The sequence below is a fragment of the Acinetobacter sichuanensis genome (assembly GCF_003024515.2).
Taxonomy (GTDB): domain Bacteria; phylum Pseudomonadota; class Gammaproteobacteria; order Pseudomonadales; family Moraxellaceae; genus Acinetobacter; species Acinetobacter sichuanensis.
Genome location: NZ_PYIX02000016.1, coordinates 50038 through 71024, shown reverse-complemented (window position 1 = coordinate 71024; position 20987 = coordinate 50038). Strand labels below are relative to the sequence as shown.

13 protein-coding genes and 1 pseudogene are annotated in these 20987 nt (G+C 38.8%); 11 read left to right on the top strand and 3 right to left on the bottom strand.

Going from position 1 to position 20987, the window contains the following annotated elements:
• Nucleotides 1-42 precede the first annotated feature (42 nt).
• Entirely contained in the window at nt 43-1434 is a 1392-nt protein-coding gene (gene mdtD / locus C9E89_RS11070) for a multidrug transporter subunit MdtD (RefSeq protein ID WP_107008413.1), read from the bottom strand.
• 259 nt (nt 1435-1693) lie between these two features.
• Here mdtD and C9E89_RS11065 point away from each other — a divergent pair, with 259 nt between their 5' ends.
• Complete coding sequence (locus C9E89_RS11065; RefSeq protein ID WP_107008412.1) at nt 1694-2665, top strand: hypothetical protein; 972 nt, start codon at nt 1694-1696, stop codon at nt 2663-2665.
• 56 nt (nt 2666-2721) lie between these two features.
• On the opposite strand, the gene C9E89_RS11060 is transcribed toward C9E89_RS11065, so the two are convergent.
• Nucleotides 2722-3345: an LOG family protein gene (locus C9E89_RS11060; protein WP_107008411.1), complete on the bottom strand. Its 624-nt coding sequence runs from the start codon at nt 3343-3345 to the stop codon at nt 2722-2724.
• 355 nt (nt 3346-3700) lie between these two features.
• Between C9E89_RS11060 and C9E89_RS11055 the strand changes: the two genes are divergently transcribed.
• Nucleotides 3701-5287 (top strand): TerC family protein, encoded by a 1587-nt coding sequence (locus tag C9E89_RS11055; RefSeq protein WP_107008410.1) that lies wholly within the window; start codon nt 3701-3703, stop codon nt 5285-5287.
• A gap of 242 nt (nt 5288-5529) precedes the next feature.
• Here C9E89_RS11055 and ponA read toward each other — a convergent pair whose 3' ends face one another.
• The gene (ponA, locus tag C9E89_RS11050; RefSeq protein WP_107008409.1) at nt 5530-8112 is read right to left on the bottom strand and encodes a penicillin-binding protein PBP1a; all 2583 of its coding nucleotides are present in this window, start codon (nt 8110-8112) and stop codon (nt 5530-5532) included.
• 161 nt (nt 8113-8273) lie between these two features.
• On the opposite strand from ponA, the gene C9E89_RS11045 reads away from it, so the two are divergent.
• The 9 genes and pseudogenes from C9E89_RS11045 (at nt 8274) to gltB (ending at nt 20938) form a co-directional block, all read left to right on the top strand.
• Entirely contained in the window at nt 8274-9332 is a 1059-nt protein-coding gene (locus C9E89_RS11045; RefSeq protein WP_107008408.1) for a pilus assembly protein PilM, read from the top strand.
• Entirely contained in the window at nt 9332-9964 is a 633-nt protein-coding gene (locus C9E89_RS11040) for a PilN domain-containing protein (protein WP_107008407.1), read from the top strand. The genes C9E89_RS11045 and C9E89_RS11040 overlap by 1 nt, the downstream gene beginning before the upstream one ends.
• A gap of 56 nt (nt 9965-10020) precedes the next feature.
• Nucleotides 10021-10767, top strand: a complete 747-nt coding sequence (locus C9E89_RS11035) for a type IV pilus inner membrane component PilO (RefSeq protein ID WP_378227211.1) — start codon at nt 10021-10023, stop codon at nt 10765-10767.
• Between the two features lie 2 nt (nt 10768-10769).
• Nucleotides 10770-11297 carry a pilus assembly protein PilP gene (locus C9E89_RS11030; protein ID WP_107008405.1) on the top strand — a complete coding sequence of 176 codons (528 nt, stop codon included), beginning with the start codon at nt 10770-10772 and terminating at the stop codon, nt 11295-11297.
• A 65-nt stretch (nt 11298-11362) separates the two neighbouring features.
• Nucleotides 11363-13482, top strand: a pseudogene (pilQ, locus tag C9E89_RS11025) (type IV pilus secretin PilQ).
• Nucleotides 13483-13518: 36 nt separating this feature from the next.
• Nucleotides 13519-14061 (top strand): shikimate kinase AroK, encoded by a 543-nt coding sequence (aroK, locus tag C9E89_RS11020; protein ID WP_107008404.1) that lies wholly within the window; start codon nt 13519-13521, stop codon nt 14059-14061.
• A gap of 25 nt (nt 14062-14086) precedes the next feature.
• A complete protein-coding gene (gene aroB, locus C9E89_RS11015; protein ID WP_107008403.1) occupies nt 14087-15166 on the top strand; it encodes a 3-dehydroquinate synthase in 1080 nt (359 codons plus the stop codon).
• A gap of 15 nt (nt 15167-15181) precedes the next feature.
• A complete protein-coding gene (locus tag C9E89_RS11010) occupies nt 15182-16042 on the top strand; it encodes a hypothetical protein (protein ID WP_107008402.1) in 861 nt (286 codons plus the stop codon).
• Nucleotides 16043-16462: 420 nt separating this feature from the next.
• The gene (gene gltB / locus C9E89_RS11005; protein WP_171405121.1) at nt 16463-20938 is read left to right on the top strand and encodes a glutamate synthase large subunit; all 4476 of its coding nucleotides are present in this window, start codon (nt 16463-16465) and stop codon (nt 20936-20938) included.
• The last annotated feature ends 49 nt before the right edge of the window (nt 20939-20987 follow it).

The window sequence follows — 20987 nt, the reverse complement described above, 5'->3', positions numbered from 1 at the left end:
CGTGATCGACATCTCAATACGATCTTTGTTGTTTTACAAAGTTTAAATGATACGGTTTTTCGGAATCTGATAGAAAATAATGGCGGTGATAATATTTATAGCACCTAAGCAAATGAGTGTGCTGTGAAATGCTAAAGTAATTTCTGCTTCACCAAAATAGCTTGTAAAGACATTCAGTAAAGTCCCCGCTAAAGCAACACCTATACTCATCGACAGCATCATGATCATGGATAAAAAACTATTGCCACTACTGGCATCTTGCTGTGGTAAATCCTTGAGTGTTAAGGTATTCATTGCGACAAATTGCAATGAATTTAAGGTGCCAAAAACAAAAAAATGTAATGTTCTTAACCATATTGGTGTATCAGCATTGGTTAAGGCAAAACTGGCGATACAAGCACCAACAAGGACAGTGTTGACGAGCAATAAGCGACGATAACCAATTCTGGAGATGATCGGGCGAATAATGGGTTTGGAAAATAACGAACCGAGCACAATAGGTGTGAGCATAACCCCTGTCATAAAGGGTTCCATTTTAAAGGCAACTTGCAGCATTAATGGCAAAATAAAGGGAATGGCATTACTACCAAAACGTGCAAAAAAATTACCTAAAATCCCAATAGCAAAAATTTTATTTTTAAATAATTTACTGCGGAATAAGGCATTTTGATGGGTATGAGCATGGTAAGCATAAATGAATGCTGCCAATACACCTGCAGTCAATAAACCGATACTAAAATAGCGAGAAACTTCATGACTGGTGATATTTTCAATACCCAGTGCGAGTCCAACCATTGCAATGACTAAGAGTATAAAACCACTAAAATCAAACTTTTTAATTGTTGGCTCAGTGATATTGGGCATGGCTTTAAAAGTCACGAAAATACCTAATAAGCCTATAGGCAAATTAATCAAAAAAATCCAATGCCATGAAGCAAATTCAACCAACCATCCACCTAGAATAGGTCCCATTAAAGGTCCCATCAGCCCTGCGAGACTCATTAAACTCATGGCAGACAAAAACTGTTCACGAGGAATGATTTTCAGCATAGCAAGACGCCCAACAGGCAATAACAATGCACCACCAATGCCTTGTAGCACTCGAAAAGCGATCAGCATATTAAAGTCATTGGAAAATGCACATCCTAATGATGCAACAGTAAAAATGACGATGGCAGAAAAAAAGATATTTCGTACACCAAAACGGTCAGCCAGCCAACCACTGAGGGGAATACAGGCTGCGACGGAAAGAACATAACTGATGACCACACCATGCATACGCAAAGGGTCTTCCTGTAAGCTCTTTGCCATTGCAGGAAGGGCAGTATTAATAATGGTCGTATCCAGTCCTTGCATAAAAAAGCCAATAGAAACTAAAAAGACCAAGAGATAGAACTCAGGTTGTAACTTTTGATGCAGTGGCGTGGCAGTCATGGCTGTATTGAATTTGACCAATCGGATGAATAGTGTAGAACAATCATTAAGTTAAATCTGTAAGAAAAGATTGTTTTCTTAAAGTATGAAAATTTATATATATTTGAGCGAATGATTGAGTTGATTTTTTGTATATTTTTTAATTTTTTGCAAAATATGAGAAATTAAAAGTTTGAAAATTTATGAAAATGTCATAATCTCGCACACTTTATCAAAATGAAGAATGTGATTTTATGCATTTGACTCGAGGTTTGGTGCAATGAGCATTGATATATTGATGATCATCGGCTTTTGTCTCGCTGCTTACTCAATTGTTGGCAATGATGTACCTCAGACATTAGGCACGTTTATTTCATCGAATGCACATCGTCCATGGTGGATCCTTTGGTTATATACCAGCACTATTTTAACGACAGTTTTATTATATGGTTGGTGGGTTTCAGGTATAGGTGATGCATCTTATGGGCGTTTAGAAACGATACCTTTTCCTAAGGAAGGAATGACATGGTTATATATCATTCCACCGCTGATTTTATTGTTTTTAACACGCTTTGGTATTCCTGTAAGTACAACTTTTTTAGTCCTCACGATTTTTTCTCCAACCAGTTTAAGTGCAATGCTGACCAAGTCAATGATGGGGTATGCCGTCGCATTTATTGTTGGAATTATTATCTATCGCTTTGTGATGAAAAAAGTCACAATTTACTTTCATGAAACACGCCATCAAGCGACCTCTAAAAAGTGGATTGGCATTCAATGGGTAGCAACAGGCTTTTTATGGAGCCAATGGTTGATCCAAGATTTAGCCAATATTTTTGTTTATGTTCCGCGTGTTGTTCCATTTTGGTTTATGCTATTTGCCATCGCTGTATTTATTATTTTATTAGGAATGGTGTTTTATCAACGTGGTGGAGCCATTCAAAATATTATTGATACAAAAACGGGTGTGCAAGATATTCGTTCTGCGACCATTATTGATTTTATGTATGCATTAATTTTGTTGGTGTTTAAGGAACTCAGCAATATTCCAATGAGCACAACATGGGTGTTTTTAGGTTTGCTTGCAGGTCGGGAATTTGCAATGGCGATGCATTTACACGAAGTCAATAAATACCGCACTTCACGTAATGTCAGTAAAGATGCGATGAAGTTATTGTTTGGTTTAGTGGTGAGTATTTTACTTGCACTGGTGTTACCGTGGGCATATCACTGGATTGAAAATTTACTTTAAATAAAAGATAAAAAATCGAGCCAATTGCTCGATTTTTTATATCTATGATGTTGATTTTAAATAACAAATTTCTTTGGTGTTTGTAGATTTTTAATCGCACTAAAAATCTCAGCTTCTGTTTCACAGACAATCAACTTTGCACGATGCTGAGGAGGCAAGAAGCCTTCTTGTACGGCATGATCAAGTTGCGCAATCATATGATTATAAAAGCCATTTACGTTATAGAGCATCATGGGTTTCTGATGTTGATTCAGTTGTCCCCAAGTTGCAATTTCTAAAATTTCTTCAAAAGTACCCAAACCACCAGGTAATGCGACAAAAGCACTTGCACGCTCTGCCATCATTGCCTTACGCATATGCATATTTTCGACTACATGTAGTTCTGTTAAATGATTATGTGCAACTTCGTAGTCCAACATAAACTCAGGAATAACACCTACAACTTCACCGCCATGTTCAGTGACAGTATCTGCGACTTGCCCCATTAAACCAATACTTGCACCACCATAAACAATACCAAAACCATGTTCTGCAATACCTTGAGCCAATTGGATTGCCTTTTCTTTATACACTGGGTTATGACCAAAACGAGAACCACAATACAATGCAATTAAAACTTGAGTTGCTTTATGTTCAACAGGGAGAGTGGTTGAAATTGGATTTGCTAATACATTATTCATAAATTATTTTTCACCTTCTTTATCATCTTAAACCTTTATTTTTCATTATTATTCTACGGTATAAATATGACAAGATTGCATCAAGTTATGTTTAGTTTGCAATAATTTGTAATGTAATTGATATTTCGGTTTGGCTTTGATTGTAATTATTATAGATTTTGAAAAAAAAGATGAATTCCTAAAGAGTCTTGATATAATTCAATTCTGTTTTACAACATCTGAATGAACATGGGTAGTGGTTGTAGTCGCTCCGAAAAAATACATTTTTTATCTATAACAAAAGCATTCCATCAATTGAATCTAAATTCTATTTTATTCAAAAATCTAATGCATCACCGTAACATGGAGGTTCACCATGATTTTTGAATGGATGTCTGATCCATCAGCATGGGTTGGTTTAGCCACGCTTGTTGTACTTGAAATAGTTCTAGGTATTGATAACCTCGTTTTTATTGCTATTCTGGCGGAAAAGCTACCGCCAGAGCAGCGTAATAAAGCACGTATCGTTGGTCTGATGCTGGCACTTTGTATGCGTATGGTGCTACTTGCTTCTATCGCATGGGTGATTACGCTAACGAAACCACTATTTCATATTCTTGAACACCCATTTTCTGGGCGTGATCTAATCTTACTCTTTGGTGGGGTTTTCTTACTATTCAAAGGTACGATGGAACTTCGTGAACAACTTGAAGGGCATGGCGCAATTAAAGAAGAAAATCCTGTCCATGCTGCCTTTTGGATGGTGATTGTTCAGATTGTTGTACTTGATGCGGTGTTCTCTTTAGATAGTGTTATTACTGCGGTAGGCATGGTAAAAGAGCTTTCTGTGATGATGATTGCTGTCGTGATAGCAGTTGGAATCATGCTATGGGCATCTAAACCATTGATGGATTTTGTCAATAAGCATCCAACTATTGTGATCTTATGCCTTTGTTTCTTGATGATGATTGGTTTCTCCTTGATCGTCGAAGGATTTGGCTACCATATTCCAAAAGGTTATTTATACGCTGCAATTGGCTTCTCTGTGATGATTGAGTTCTTCAACCAAACGATGCGTAAAAATCAAGAAAAAATGGTCACAACGACAGACTTACGTTTTCGTACTGCATCGGCAGTACTGCGTATGCTTGGTGGAAAAAGCACTTCAAATTCAGACAATCAAAATAGTAAGGCTGATGATGTTTTAGCAACACAAGCATTGGCAGATGAGATTTTTGACTCAGAAAATAGTGCTTACCATAGCGTAATGGTACAAGGGGTTTTAGGTTTATCTGAGCGTCCTGTTAAATCGGTAATGACACCACGCCCCGAACTTGAGTGGCTAGATTTAGATGAAGATGAAGCCACAATTAAAGAAAACCTAATGTCGATGGCACATTCCCGTCTCATTTTAGCGCATGGCGAATTAGATAATATTGCAGGGATTGTTCCCACGCATAAAGTGTTAAATGACTATATTGAAACAGGTATTCTAGATTTTGAAAAACATCTACGCGAGCCTGTCATTGTGCATGAAAATGCACAAGTTTTGATGGTGATGGAACAATTACGTCAAGCACCCTTGCAAATGGCAATTGTATTGAATGAATATGGATCAATTGAAGGAATTGCGACACCAATTGATGTACTTGAAGCTATTGCAGGTGAATTTCCTGACGAAGATGAATTAGAGGCTGCGGCAGAAAGTCTAGAAGATGGCTCTTTAATGTTAGAAGGGTCTACAGATATTCGTCATGTTTCATTATTACTAGGTCGTGACTTGGTTGATGAGTCTGAGCAATATTCTACGCTTTCAGGTTATCTTCTTTTCCATTTAGGACGATTACCGCAAAATGGCGAACGCCTAGAGGCGGATGGTTATTTATTTGAGGTCGTCACAATGGATGGTCACAAAATTGACAAAGTTCATATTGTTGCTTTAGAACAGAAGCAAGATGATTAATTTTGCACACCATTTTTTAAATAAGCTGCTTATGCAGCTTATTTTTTTATATAAAAAATAATGAACTGGTGGTTTTTAAGTAGCGTTTTATCCTCAAAATAGATCATTCAAATTTAAGGTTCACTCTGCATATGTACTAAAAGATGTATAGAAATAAGATCAATACTGATATGAGTCATATTTGATTTAAAAAAAAGAGCGTATATCAAATACGCTCTTTTTTATTTCTAGTTTATGACTCTTTATTGAACTTCATTAATCAAGTTTTCTAAGGAATCATGAGATTCTTGACGTGGTGTTGATGGTTGTTGAGTACGATTATTCATTGCAGGTGGAGCTTGACGCGTAGGTGCAAGTACTTTTTCAACATCATTACTTTGACCTGGTAAATCATCAAAGTCATTTGATGGATTACGAACAGGTGCAACAGGTGCAGGACGATAAATTGGTCGAGCCAATGGTGGAGAAGTACGATATTGATCTTTCTTCGCCTGAGAATTATCTTCACTTGCTGCTTGATCACGTTGGTCACGTGCTACAGGGTCTTTGGCATCCTTGTCTAAACGAACCCATGCTGATGGTGTGCCTTCTAGGGCTTTACCCATAAAGTTTGTCCAAATCGGTAAGGCTGCAATACCACCATATTCACGACGACCAAGCGTTGATGGTTTGTCAAAACCAACCCATGCAATTGTCACTAATTTACCATTGAAGCCAGCAAACCAAGCATCTTTAGCATCATTGGTCGTTCCTGTTTTACCACCAATATCATCACGACCGATTTTTAAAGCGGCACGACCTGTACCATGTACAATTACGTCACGTAAGATATTTGCCATATCAAAAGCAGATTGTGACTTTAAAATACGTTGTGCTTGACGATACTTACTTTGTTCTTCTTTGCTCAGTTCTTTTTGCTCAGTTTTTTCTTCATTAGCTAAAGTCTGATTGGTCATTTCAATGACTTCATCATCTGGTGTAGTCGCTTCAGCATCTACCGTATCATTCTTTTCATTAATACATGAAATACAAGCATATTCTGGCTTAGCTTCGTAAATGGTTTTACCATAGGCATCTTCAATACGGCTAATGAAATGAGGTTGAACACGATAACCTCCATTTGCAATTGCTGCATAACCTGTCGCCATTTGCACAGGTAACACTTGTGGTGTACCTAATGCAATCGTGAAGTTACGAGGGATTTGATCTTCTTGTAAACCAAAGTCCATCAACAATTGTCGAGCACGTTCTACGCCAACACTTTGTAATAAACGTACAGAAACAGTATTACGAGATAAATACAAAGCACGACGTAAAGGAATCATCCCTAAATAACGACCATCAGAGTTTTTAGGCGACCAACGTCCGATGGTAATTGGATTATCATTCACCATACTATAAGGGGTCATACCACGTTCAAGCGCTAAAGCATAAATAAATGGTTTAATAGTTGAACCTGGTTGACGCCAGCCTTGCAAAGCACGGTTAAATTTAGACTGATAAAAATTATATCCACCAACCACAGCTTCAATTGCACCATCATTTGGGTTAATGGCAATCAATTGTCCTTGTACTTTAGGAACTTGAACCAATGACCATGCCGTTTTTTCTTCATTTGGTCGAAGGCGAATAATGTCTTTGACTTTAACGATTTGTGAAGCACGACTAAAACCACCGCCGACACTGTTGGCATTACGATAAGGGCGAACCCACGACATACCTGACCATGGCACAGTGACTTTTGAACCATCTTGCATTAAAGCATCAAAACTATTGGCATAAACTTTAACAACTTGTGCTGGGTAGGTATTGGCATAGGCAACAAACTCATTGAGTGGTTTGTCATGCGCTTCAGGACCGCGCCAACCATGACGACGATCATAATCTTCTAAACCTTTTTGAACAGCTTCTTCAGCATATTGTTGACGCTTGCTGTCGATTGTGGTGTAAATTTTATAACCAGAATCAGTTGCTAATTCACCAAATTTTTCAACCAATTCAGAGCGAACCATTTCACCTACATATGGAAATTTATTACTAATTCCACGAGCAGGCATACTTAAATTAATTGGTTCAGCCACTGCTTTTTGATATTGAGCTTGGTTGAGATAGCCTAACTGTAACATACGCCCTAAAATCCAATTACGACGCTCTAAAGCACGTTCAGGATTTGCAACAGGATTGTATTTTGAGGGTGCTTTCGGTAGACCTGCAATCATTGCCATTTGCGCAATGCTAAGCTGATCTAAATTTTTGTCATAATAAATCTTTGCAGCCGCTGCGATCCCGTAAGCATTTTTACCTAAGAAAATTTTATTGACATAAAGCGTCATAATATCTTCTTTCGATAAATTCTGTTCAATTTTTCTCGCTAAAAAAACTTCAGTTAACTTTCGCTTTAAGGTTCGTTCAGGAGAAAGATAATAGTTTTTTGCAACTTGCATGGTGATGGTTGAACCACCTGTTTGGGCACCTCCAGTGACAGATTCACTGACAGCACGTCCTAAACCCTTAAAACTTACACCGCTATGTTCAAAAAATGAAGAATCTTCAGCAGCTAAGAATGCATGAATAAAATTTTTGGGTATTTGATTGTATTCAACAGGTACAGAAAGTTTGCCGCCATACTCTGCAATTAATTGATTATCAGCAGTATATACCTGCATAGGTTTAAGTAATGGCGCCTTTTTTAAAGAGCTCATTTCTGGTAATGATGGCGCAATATAGAGGTACATTCCATAAAAACCCATCGGTATTGCTATTAAAATAATGATAATCAGCAAAAAAAATGGATGAACATACCCTGAACGAGATAGCTTTTTCATAACAAGTAAGTTTTAATAAGAGCTAATAGCAAACTAATTGACGGTCAGTATAGCTTTTCATTTAGCAGATTGTTAGATGACTTATTGTATCTATAAAAAATTTAGACCAACTGCAATCGGTTTGTGACGTTTTTGGGGATAAAAATAATAGGAATTTAATCGTGCTTAGAATAAGTCGTAAGCAAGTTAAGGGGCTTATAGGGGTAGATATTAGTTCGACCTCTGTAAAGATATTAGAACTCTCTGTTAAGAACGGTCGTTATTGGGTGGAAAGCTATGGACTAAGTCCATTGTTAGATGGAAGTGTGGTTGAAAAGAATATTCTCAACCCAGAAGCAGTATCCGATGCTTTAGAGCGTGCGGTTAATCTTGCGAATCCTCACTCTATGAACGCGGCTGTGGCAGTGACGAACTCTATGGTCATCCAAAAAGTGATCGAAATGGATGCAGACATGAATGATGATGAGCGTGAAGTTCAGATTCGTATGGATGCAGAGCAATACATTCCGTTTCCTTTGGATGAAGTGAGCCTAGATTTTGAAGTTTTACCTGACAAATTAGCAAACCCAAATCGGGTCAATGTTGTTTTGGTTGCAACAAGAACTGAAAATGTGGATTCACGTGTTGAAGTTCTAGAAATGACAGGACTTACAGCAAAAGTTGCAGATACAGAAAGCTATTGTATAGAACGTGCTTTTGAGGTGTTCTCAGATACACTGCCAATGGGTGCAAATATGGTCGGTATTTTAGATATCGGTCATACGATGACAACACTTTCAGTGATGCAAAATGGCAAAATTATCTACACTCGTGAACAGGTTTTTGGTGGCAAACAGCTCACTCAAGATGTGCAAAGTCGTTATGGCTTGTCTTTTGAAGAAGCTGGGCGTGCAAAAAAAGACCGTACTTTACCTGATGATTATGAAACAGAAGTTCTGATTCCATTTCTTGAAGCCGTCGTTCAACAAGCAGCACGTTCTTTACAATTCTTTTTCTCATCTTCACAGTTTAATGAAATTGACCATATTTTATTGGCTGGTGGAAATGCAAATATCCCTGGACTTGCGAAATTATTACAACAAAAATTAGGTTACCGTGTCACGGTGGCAAATCCATTTTTACAAATGGGATTTTCTCCACAAATTGACCTTAAAAAAATAGAAAATGATGCACCATCATTGATGGTTGCGTGTGGCTTAGCAATGAGGAGTTTTGATTAATGGCAAAGATTAATTTACTCCCATGGCGTGAAGAACTAAGAGAACAACGAAAAAAGCAATTTGTTGCGATTAGTATTGGAATCGCTGTATTGGGGTTTATCATCGTATTATTGGCTTGGTTATATTTCAATGACAGATTGGATGACCAAGAACAAGCAAATCAACTGGTTGTAAGTACCAATCAAAACTTAGATACACAATTAAAAACATTAGATGGTTTGCAAGAACAACGGAATGCCATTATTGAACGGATGAAACTCATTCAAGGTTTACAAGGGCAACGTCCTGTAACTGTGCGTTTAGTCGATGAGTTAGTGCGTGTGGTTCCTTCAGCAATGTACATTACTAAATTTACTCGTGTTGGAGATAAATTTACGATTGAAGGAAAAGCTGAAAGCCCAAATACAGTTGCTGATTTACTGCGTGGTTTAGAAGCTTCAGAATGGTATAGAAATGCGTTTATGAACTCATTCCTTGCGGCAGAAGAAAATAAAAATAAACCGACTACATCAGTTGTACCAAGAGCTGAAGAGTCTTATGGAAGTTTTGTTGTGAGTGTGGATCTTGGAGAAATTGCACAACCTGCAACAACAGATCCTGACCAAACTCAAGCAGTTGGGGGTGTTAAATGAGTCGCCAAGAACTTGATAAAATAGATTCGGTAAAAGATACACCAAAAAAGAAATCTATGTCGGTTGATAAATTTTTTCAACAATTTAACACACTCGATATGAACAACTATGGAAGTTGGCCTATTTCGGTCAAAATTACCTGTTGGTTGTTTATTCTTTTTGTTGTGTGTGCGATTGGGTATTTTTTAGTCATTAAGCCTAAGCTAGATGCGATTGATTCGGCACGAGCACAAGAACAAACTTTATTAAATGAGTTTAAAGAAAAAGATTCTAAACTGAGAAATTTACAGCAGTATCAAGCTCAGTTACAACAAATGCAAATTGATTTTACTCAACAACTTGAGCAACTTCCTAAGGAGACTGAAGTTCCTGATTTAGTTGAAGATATTAATATGACAGGCGTAAACTCAGGTCTGAAATTTAAAAATATTCGACTTGAAAATGAAGTTCGACAAGAATTCTTTATTGAACAACCTATCGCAATTGAAGCAACAGGGGATTACCACTCTTTTGGTCGCTTTGTGAGTAGTGTTGCGGCTTTACCGCGTATTGTAACTTTACATGACTTTACGATTACAGCAGAGCAAGCAAAAGACAGTAAATCTGATGTCCCATCAGTAAACTATTCTTTAAAAGCAAAAACTTATCGTTATATTGGTACTGATATTGAAACAGTGAAAACAGACAATACCACACAAGCTGGTGTGAATGCTCCTGCTGTACCATCAAGTTCAGCTTCACCTGCAGCTACGTCAAGTTCAAGTGACTCTTCAAATACAACAAGTAAAACGGGGAGAAAATAAGCATGAATTTATTTAAAATGATTGGCGGCATTTCTCTTGCTGTTGTTCTTGTTGGGTGTGATTCACGTATTGACGCTGTGAACCAACAGATGGCTTCGATTCGTAGTCAGCCACCTTTACCGATTGAGCCAGCACCAAGCTTTGATGCTGTTCCAAGTTTTGACTATTCGGCACAACAATTACGTAGCCCATTTTTACCAAGTTCATTGGCAAATGAACTCAAAATTATGGCTGGAAAAAGGGTTTATCCAAATCTTGCTAGACAACCTGAACAATTAGAAAGTTATGCGCTTGAAAGCTTAAATTTCAAAGGCAGCATGAAAGCACAGAGTGGGCAAATCGTTGGGTTAATCCAAACACCTGATGGCAAAGTGGAACGTGTGCAAAAAGGTAATTATTTGGGGATGAATCAAGGGCGAATTATTTCAATCAATCCAACTCGAATTGATCTTTTAGAAATCGTACCAGACGGCAGAGACGGTTATATTGAAAGACCTCGTAGTTTGATACTTATCGGTCAATTAGATTGAGAATGAATGAAGGAATAACAATGAAAAATAGTATTAAAAATTTTTGGGGTGGGGACGGCATATTTATGAACACTTATTTACGTCAATTTTCGATGGCAGCAGTGTCAATCGCAGTGATGCAAGCTGCGGCAGCACAAGTAACAATGACGAACATTGTACCTATGCAGCTACCAGGACAAGGTACTGAAATTCGTGTAATGTTCAATGGCTTACCACCACAACCTCAAGCTTATCAATTAGAATCACCATCTCGTTTGGTACTCGATTTTAATGATACAAAGCCAGCACTAAGCCAAACTGCAATTCCTGTATCAAGTTCTGAGGCATCTTCGATTAATGTTGCTTCTGATGAGAAGCGTTCACGTTTAACTGTTAATTTAAATAATAGTGGTGCATTTACAACACGTGTTGAAGGTAACACTTTTATTTTAAAAATTAATAGTGCAAATCAAGCCAATGCCTTGGAAAATTTAGGACCAAAAGTCACACAACCTGCTCAAGGTGTGGCTGATATTGGTTTCCAACGTGGAAATAAGGGTGAAGGTCAAGTCAGCATTAATTTAGCTGGTGTGAATACGCCTGTAGATGTTCAGCAACAAGGTAGTAAAGTTGTTGTCCGTGTCTTAGGTAATAAAATTCCAGCACATTTGATTCGTCGTTTAAATGTCAATGATTTTGCTACACCAGTTGCAACGATTGATGCACATAATGATGGCAGTAATGGTGTGATTACGATTCAGTCTACAGGTAGCTATGAATACATGGCTTATCAGGCTGAAAATAAACTGACGATTAGTCTAAAAAGACCTGAAGATACACGACCAAATAAACCAGCATCTAGCCAATCATACACAGGTAAGAAGATTTCACTCGACTTCCAAGATATTGAAGTTAGACGTGTTTTACAGCTTCTTGCAGATTTTACAGGGGTAAATATGGTTGCTGCTGACTCAGTTCAGGGCAATATTACCTTGCGATTAAAAGATGTACCTTGGGATCAAGCATTAGATATTATTCTTAAAACGAAAAATTTAGATAAACGTCGCAGTGGTGATGTGATCTGGATCGCACCTGTACCTGAGCTAATCAAATCTGAAGAAGATGAAGCAAAAGCGATTGCTCAAAGCATAAAACTTGCACCAATTCAAACTGAATATATTCAGCTAAGTTATGCCAAAGTTGCTGATGTATTAAAGTTATTAGAGGATTCACGTAATAGTAAAGGGGCAGAAGCAAATAGAACGGCAAATGATACTTCTCTAGCCCTTGAAAGTTTACTCAGCTCACGCGGCAGTGCAGTTGCTGATACACGAACTAATACTTTAATTATCAATGATACTGCTACAAATATTGATAAAGTTCGTAAAATGGTTGACCTACTCGATGTTTCTGTAAAACAAGTGATGATTGAGGCTCGTATTGTTCGTGCATCTACAGGTTTCTCCAAAGAAATGGGCGTGAAGTGGGGCATCTTTCTCAGGGTGTAACGCGTAATAATGACTTACTTGTTGGTGGTAGTGATCAAACACTTTGGGATTTAAAGACACCTGATGATGATGGTAAGTATACGATTACAAGACCGCAGAATTTAAACGTCGATTTAGGTGTGGCAAATGCTGCAGGTAAAATCGCCTTTGGTTTAATTAGCTTGTCTGACTTTATGCTTGATTTAGAACTTTCTGCTTTACAAGCTGATGGTTATGGTGAAGTGATTTCTACGCCAAAAGTCATGACGGCAGATAAACAAAAAGCCAAAGTGGCTTCTGGTCAACAAATCCCATATACCACGACAACAAACTCAGCAGCAGGATCAACTGCAACTACAGAATTTAAAGATGCTTTGCTTAGTTTAGATGTGACACCAAGTATTACACCTGATGGTAAAGTGCAAATGCAGTTGAATATTAGTAGTGATTCTGCAGGTGGTGTTGCACCAAATGGGGAAATCATTTTGAATAAGAATGAAATCAATACCAATGTGTTGGTGGATAATGGTGAAACTGTTGTATTGGGTGGTATTTTTGAGCAAGAAACTCAGAACACCACGACTAAGGTTCCATTCTTTGGTGATTTACCATATATCGGAAGCTTATTCCGAAAAGATGTGAAAAAAGATAATAAACGTGAGTTGTTAATCTTTGTTACACCAAGAATTATTAATGACAGTCGTAGCAGAAATCATTAATATACTTTCAATGAAAGCAATTCAATAGGTGACTCCTTGCCAAGCAAAGAGTTTGATTCCCTACCAAATTTATATTTGGTAGGGCCAATGGGAGCAGGAAAAACCACTGTTGGTCGACATTTGGCAGATCTGTTAGGGCGTGAGTTTTTAGATAGTGACCACGAAATTGAGCGCAAAACTGGCGCAACAATTCCTTGGATATTTGAAAAAGAAGGTGAACACGGATTTCGCTCTCGAGAGTCTACAGTTATAGATGAATTAACCAAGAAACAAAATTTAGTTTTAGCAACAGGCGGTGGTGCAGTCACTCAAGTTCTAAATCGAGATTATTTAAAAAATCGTGGAATTGTGATTTATTTGTATACACCTGTAGAGCTTCAATTACAAAGAACATATCGAGATAAGAATCGTCCTTTATTGCAAGTCGAAAATCCTGAACAAAAACTGAGAGAGCTCCTGAATATAAGAGATCCACTTTATCGTGATGTTGCTCATTATATTATTGAGACTAATCAAGGTGCGGCACGAGATTTAGCACAACGCATTTTACAATTGATTATTTCAAAAGAAATTATTTAGTACGAGTTGTTAGGCATAGGTATTCATGCAAACTTTACATGTTGAACTTGGTGATCGTCGTTATCCAATTTTTATTGGTAGTCATTTAAATCCACAACAATTACTTGAGCCTTATATCAAAGGTCAGCAAGTGATGATTGTAACCAATACGACTGTACAAGCGTTGTATTTAAATCATTATGTCGAGTCAATTGAAAAGTTGGGTAAAAAAGTCGCGACTTGTATTTTGCCTGATGGTGAAAAATATAAAAATATTGAGCATTTAAATCTGATTTTTGATGCATTACTTGAAGCGAATTTTAATCGTGATTGTACTGTGTTGGCTTTGGGTGGTGGTGTGATTGGTGATATGGCTGGTTTCGCTTCAGCTTGTTTCCAACGAGGCGTTTATTTTATCCAAGTACCGACTACTTTGTTATCTCAAGTTGATTCAAGTGTGGGAGGAAAAACGGGTATTAATCATCCTTTAGGCAAGAACATGATTGGTGCATTTCAGCAGCCTCAAGTTGTTTTAGCTGATATGGCACAGTTAAAAACATTACCTGAACGTGAATTATCAGCGGGTTTAGCAGAGGTTATTAAATATGCTTTGCTTGGGGATGAACAATTTTTAACGTGGTTAGAAGAAAATATAGATGGCTTAGTTGCTCAAGACCCTGAACTTTTAGCAGAAGCTGTTTATCGTTCATGTGCGCATAAAGCACGTATTGTTGCCAATGATGAAAAAGAGCAAGGAGAACGTGCTCTTTTAAATCTCGGTCATACTTTTGGTCATGCAATTGAATCTTATATGGGATATGGGGTTTGGTTACATGGTGAAGCTGTTGCAACAGGTATGGTGATGGCAGCGGATTTATCACAACGTATGGGATGGATTTCTATTGAAGATCTTGAGCGTACAAAAAAAATCATACAACGTGCGAAATTACCTATAGTATGTCCTAAAATTCCACTTGATGAATTTTTAGCATTTATGTCGCATGATAAAAAAGTATTAAATGGGCAACTTCGTTTAATATTACTGAAGCAACTTGGTCAAGCTGTCATCACGAAAGACTTTGATGTTGAGCTGATGAAGCAAGCAATTCTAGCGAATCAAATATAAAAAGGTACGTTTTACATGGCAGCAGTTCGAAAAAATTGGCAAAATATTCAACAATATATTTGGTTAATTATAGGATTGCTGTGCTTTGTTGCAGCACTAATTTTTTGGACATTAACAGATACCAAAGAATTGGTTGAAGTTGTCAATCCTATAGAAGAAACTCAAGTACAAATTCAACCTGAAAAAGTGGCTGCAACGACTCATCTTGGTGCATTGATGGATGAAGTACGACCACTAGAATTGACAACACGTGTCGTGGCATCAGGAGATCATGAGCCAGAATTTCGTGGTAATCGTTTTTTTGACGAAAATAAAAAAAATTACATCGTAGAATTATTTAAATCTTCAAATGAAGATGTGATTCGTGGATTTTTAATTAAGCAAGCTGATCGTAAAAATTTTATTTATTTTCGTTTAAGTGCAGAAGATCAAGCAGAGCAATATGTTGTTGCATATGGCGTCTATAAAAATGATGATCAAGCTAAAGCAGGGTTACAGCAACTTGCTGCTTTAAAACTTCCGCCTTCAATTCAACCTAGAGTTGTAAATTTAGAAGCTTATTCAAGTTTGGTGAATGATCTGGGCTCAGATGAAATGCTTGGTGGAAATAAGTTATATGCCATTAACTTAAGATCTGCACCATTACCTATCATTGATGAAACCTTACTGGCTGTTCAACCTAAGCCTGTTGTACAGCAGCCACAACGTAGCACAACAACAAATACAAGCGCAGCTGTAAGTCCTCGTAAAGAAGAAACGGCAGAAGTTAAAAAACCTGTAGCAACGACACAGTCACAAACAGCACCTACCAATACATCAACAACGACGACAGAAAAAAAGCCAGTAACGCATGAAATTAGTGATCCATTTAACTAAATGGTGCTAAAATAGAGCAAATTTGGAGCGAAATAAAAGCAATAGCACAAAAATGGTGCAAATAAAGATAGGTAAAATCAAGCCAGAATATTAAAAGATACTTTATTTTTATAAGATTTGAGTTGTTTAGTGAATGAAAATAGAGTTTGGCATATTTTTTGCTTTATTGGTGCACTAATGAAGTTGATTGTCCCTCTTTTGGAGCAATATAGTTTGATTAGTGTACAATTTTGGTCAGAACCATTGCTTTAAATGAGTGCATGAAGTAAGAAAAAATTTCTTGCAATTTAATCCAAAACTGACTGGAGTAGTGTGAATCTAAGGTGTATTACTAAATAGAAGCTTAATACGCTAAATGATTTTAAATATTAGATTTTTTGCCCATATGGGCGTTGATTAAAAGAAGGGTACGCTATGCACATGCCATCGCCTAATACTGTAGCTCCCGCTCAAGGTTTATACCAACCGGATGAGTTCAAAGATAACTGTGGTTTCGGTTTGATCGCCCATATGCAGGGTGATGCAAGTCATGACTTAGTCAAGACCGCAATTCATAGTTTAAGTTGCATGACGCATCGTGGTGGTATTGCTGCAGACGGTAAGACAGGCGATGGTTGCGGATTATTATTGGCAATGCCAAAAGCATTTTTCCGTGAAGAAGCAAAAAAAATTAGTGATATTACGCTCAGTGAAATTTTTGCAGTCGGCACAGTATTTTTAAATTTAGATCCTGCTCTTGCTGCACATGCCAAACAAATTTTAACTAAAGAAATAGAAGAAGAAGGTTGTCGTGTCATCGGCTGGCGTGTGGTTCCAACCAATAATGATGCTTTAGGCTCAATCGCAATGCAGTCATTGCCTGCATTTGAGCAAATTTTTGTCAATTGCCCAATGGGTGTGACTGAGGTTGAATTCAATCGTAAATTGTTTATGGCACGTCGTCGTGCTGAACAGCAAATCAGCAATGACCCATACTTTTATGTCACTACTTTATGCTCAACTGTGATTAGCTATAAAGGTTTGATGATGCCTGCATATATTGCAGATTTTTATACTGACCTTGCAGATGAACGTTTAGATTCTCACATTGTGGTATTCCATCAGCGTTTCTCGACCAATACTTTACCGCGCTGGCCATTGGCACAGCCATTCCGTTATTTGGCACACAATGGTGAAATCAATACCATTACAGCGAACCGTAATTGGGCAGCAGCACGTACCCCTAAATTTGAAAACCCATTATTACCAGGGTTGACCGATCTAAACCCAATTGTAAACCGTACAGGTTCAGATTCTTCAAGTATGGACAATATGCTTGAGATTTTGGTCGGTGGTGGAATGGACTTGTTCCGTGCGCTGCGTATGTTGGTACCACCAGCATGGCAAAACGTGGAAACTTTGGATGCTGACTTACGTGCATTCTACGAGTTTAACTCGAAACACATGGAAGCTTGGGATGGTCCTGCGGGCTTGGTGATTCAAGATGGTCGTCATGCGATTTGTATGCTTGACCGTAATGGTTTACGTCCTGCACGTTGGGTGATTACCAAAAATGGTTATATCACTTTAGCTTCGGAAATTGGTGTCTGGGGCTATGAACCTGAAGATGTTGTGTCTAAAGGTCGTGTCGGTCCAGGTCAGATTTTAGTCATTGATACGCATACAGGTAAAATGCTTGATACCAAAGATGTCAGCAATCACTTGAAAAAAATGCGTCCATATCGTGAATGGCTACGTGAAAACTCAGTTCGTGTACAAGGCAGTCCTGAGCTTGAAGAATATTTATGTGAACAAGGCTTAAAAGGCGATGCCTTAAAAGCAGCACAGAAAATGTTTATGGTGACTTTTGAAGAACGTGATCAATTGTTGCGTCCAATCGCTGAAAGCGGTCAGGAAGCTGTTGGCTCTATGGGTGATGATACCCCGATGGCAGTTTTGTCACGCCAGGTTCGCCATGTGACTGATTATTTCCGTCAGCAGTTCGCCCAAGTCACTAACCCGCCAATCGATCCATTACGTGAGTCGATTGTGATGTCGTTGGAAACTTGTTTGGGGCGTGAGCAAAATGTCTTTGAACAAGGTCCTGAACATGCAGATCGTTTGATTGTTTCAAGTCCTGTTCTGTCAAATTCGAAAATGCATCAGATTCGTACCAGTGGTCGTAAAGGATATGAGATTGCTGATCTTGATCTGAACTATCCTGAAGTAGAAGGTCTGGAAGCAGCGATTTCACGAATTTGTGAAGAAGCAGCACAGGCAGTACGTGACGGTAAAACATTATTGGTGATTTCAGACAAGAAAATCCGTGAAGGTTTCTTGCCTGCTAACTCGGCAATGGTCACAGGTGCCATTCACCACCATTTAATTCATGTCGGTTTACGTACAGATGCCAACATTATTGTTGAAACTGCACTTGCACGTGATCCGCATCAGTTTGCGGTGATTTTAGGTTTTGGTGCAACTGCGATTTATCCATACCTTGCTTATGATGTCATCAATGATCTGATTGCCAAAGGTGAATTACTCGGTGATCCAATCCATGCACAAGCCAACTTCCGTAAAGGGATCGACAAAGGCTTATTGAAAGTCCTGTCAAAAATGGGGATTTCAACGGTTGCCTCTTATCGTGGCGGTCAGTTGTTTGAAGCTGTTGGTCTGTCTGATGAAGTGGTTGCCAAATGTTTCACAGGCGTTCCAAGCCGTATTAAAGGTGCGACTTTTGAAGACCTGGAAAATGATCAGAAAAAATTGGCTGAAACTGCGTGGAAATCACGTAAGCCAATTGAACAGGGTGGCTTGCTGAAATTTGTATTCGATAAGGAATACCATGCATTTAACCCTGATGTGATCAATGCGCTACATAAATCAGTACGTTCAGGCAACTATGCTGACTTTAAAGAATATGCAGAGCTTGTAAACAAACGTCCGATTGCAACCATTCGTGACTTGCTGAAACTGAAAACTGAAAATTCCATTCCGCTTGAAGCAGTTGAGTCAGTTGAAGAAATTCTGCCACGTTTTGACTCAGCAGGCATGTCATTGGGTGCATTATCACCTGAAGCGCATGAGGCGATTGCCATTGCCATGAATACCATTGGTGGTCGTTCAAACTCAGGTGAGGGCGGTGAAGATCCTGCACGTTATGGCACAATCCGTAACTCAAAAATCAAGCAAATTGCATCAGGTCGTTTCGGTGTAACGCCTGCTTATTTAACCTCTGCGGAAGTGTTACAGATTAAAGTGGCACAAGGTGCAAAACCGGGTGAAGGCGGTCAATTACCGGGTGGTAAAGTGAATGGCTTAATTGCACGTTTACGTTATTCCGTACCGGGCGTGACTTTGATTTCGCCACCACCGCACCATGACATTTACTCGATTGAAGATTTATCACAATTGATCTTTGACTTAAAACAAGTCAATCCTCAAGCGATGGTGTCTGTAAAACTGGTGTCTGAGCCGGGTGTCGGTACGATTGCGGCAGGTGTGGCAAAAGCCTATGCTGACTTCATTACCATTTCGGGTTATGACGGTGGTACAGCAGCATCTCCACTTTCTTCGATTCACCATGCAGGTTCACCGTGGGAATTGGGTTTAAGTGAGGCGCATCAGGCACTGCGTGTGAATGACTTGCGTGGCAAAGTTCGTGTACAAACCGATGGTGGTTTAAAAACAGGTCTGGATGTTGTAAAAGCAGCCATTCTTGGTGCAGAAAGCTTCGGTTTTGGTTCTACGCCAATGATCGCATTAGGTTGTAAATACCTGCGTATTTGCCATTTAAATAACTGTGCAACGGGTGTTGCAACACAGCAGGATCATTTACGTCAGGAACACTACATTGGTGAACCTGAAATGCTGATCAACTTCTTCCACTTTATTGCGGAAGAAACCCGTGAATGGTTGGCAGCGCTTGGTGTTGCGTCATTAAAAGACTTGATTGGTCGTACAGATCTACTGGAAATGTTACCGGGTGAAACCGCTAAACATGCACATCTGGATTTAAGTGCATTACTTGAGTCGCATCCATCTGCGGAAGGCAAAGCACAGTACTGTCAGGTTCAGGGCAATGAGCCATTCGACAAAGGTGTACTGGCTGAGAAAATGGTGGCAGAAATGCTGCCTGCGATTGAAGCAGGTACAGGTGGTGAATATCACTTCACAGTCGGTAACTGTGACCGTTCAATCGGCGCACGTATTTCAGGTGAAATTGCCAAACGTTATGGCAACCTGAGTATGGAAGCACATCCTGTGAAAATGAATCTGAAAGGTACAGCAGGTCAGTCGCTTGGCGTGTGGAATGCAGGTGGTTTACACATCAGCCTTGAAGGTGATGCCAACGACTATGTCGGTAAAGGTATGGCAGGCGGTCGTGTATCGATCTTCCCACCAAAAGGTTCACCATTTCAGACTCAGGAAACCGCAATCATTGGTAATACCTGTTTGTACGGTGCAACTGGCGGTAAGTTATTTGCAGCGGGTACAGCGGGCGAGCGTTTTGCAGTACGTAACTCCGGTGCATTTGCCGTGATTGAAGGCGCAGGCGATCATTGCTGTGAATATATGACTGGCGGTATTGTCACTGTACTCGGTAAAGTTGGACACAACTTTGGTGCAGGGATGACTGGCGGTTTTGCTTATGTACTTGACTTGGATAATGATTTCGTAGATTACTACAACCATGAACTGATCGAGTTAAACCGTATTTCTACAGAATCAATGGAAGAACACAAAGAATTCTTACTTCGTATTCTGGATGAACATATTGCTGAAACGGGCAGTGCTTGGGCGTATAAGATCCGCAATGAGTTTGATTTCTACAGCCGTAAATTCTGGCTGGTGAAACCAAAAGCGGCGAATTTACAAACGCTTTTGAAAAGAACTCAAGCAGATCCACAATAATTCTACGACTCAAATATTAGGTAGGTGTGGATAACTTCAACGATATACA

Excerpts from the sequence above, each read along its gene's own strand:
- mdtD (WP_107008413.1), bottom strand. The coding sequence starts at position 1,434 with ATGACTGCCACGCCACTGCATCAAAAGTTACAACCTGAGTTCTATCTC.
- C9E89_RS11010 (WP_107008402.1), top strand. The coding sequence starts at position 15,182 with ATGGCAGCAGTTCGAAAAAATTGGCAAAATATTCAACAATATATTTGG.
- C9E89_RS11055 (WP_107008410.1), top strand. The coding sequence starts at position 3,701 with ATGATTTTTGAATGGATGTCTGATCCATCAGCATGGGTTGGTTTAGCC.
- gltB (WP_171405121.1), top strand. The coding sequence starts at position 16,463 with ATGCCATCGCCTAATACTGTAGCTCCCGCTCAAGGTTTATACCAACCG.
- ponA (WP_107008409.1), bottom strand. The coding sequence starts at position 8,112 with ATGAAAAAGCTATCTCGTTCAGGGTATGTTCATCCATTTTTTTTGCTG.
- aroB (WP_107008403.1), top strand. The coding sequence starts at position 14,087 with ATGCAAACTTTACATGTTGAACTTGGTGATCGTCGTTATCCAATTTTT.
- C9E89_RS11065 (WP_107008412.1), top strand. The coding sequence starts at position 1,694 with ATGAGCATTGATATATTGATGATCATCGGCTTTTGTCTCGCTGCTTAC.
- C9E89_RS11060 (WP_107008411.1), bottom strand. The coding sequence starts at position 3,345 with ATGAATAATGTATTAGCAAATCCAATTTCAACCACTCTCCCTGTTGAA.
- C9E89_RS11030 (WP_107008405.1), top strand. The coding sequence starts at position 10,770 with ATGAATTTATTTAAAATGATTGGCGGCATTTCTCTTGCTGTTGTTCTT.
- C9E89_RS11040 (WP_107008407.1), top strand. The coding sequence starts at position 9,332 with ATGGCAAAGATTAATTTACTCCCATGGCGTGAAGAACTAAGAGAACAA.
- C9E89_RS11035 (WP_378227211.1), top strand. The coding sequence starts at position 10,021 with ATGTCGGTTGATAAATTTTTTCAACAATTTAACACACTCGATATGAAC.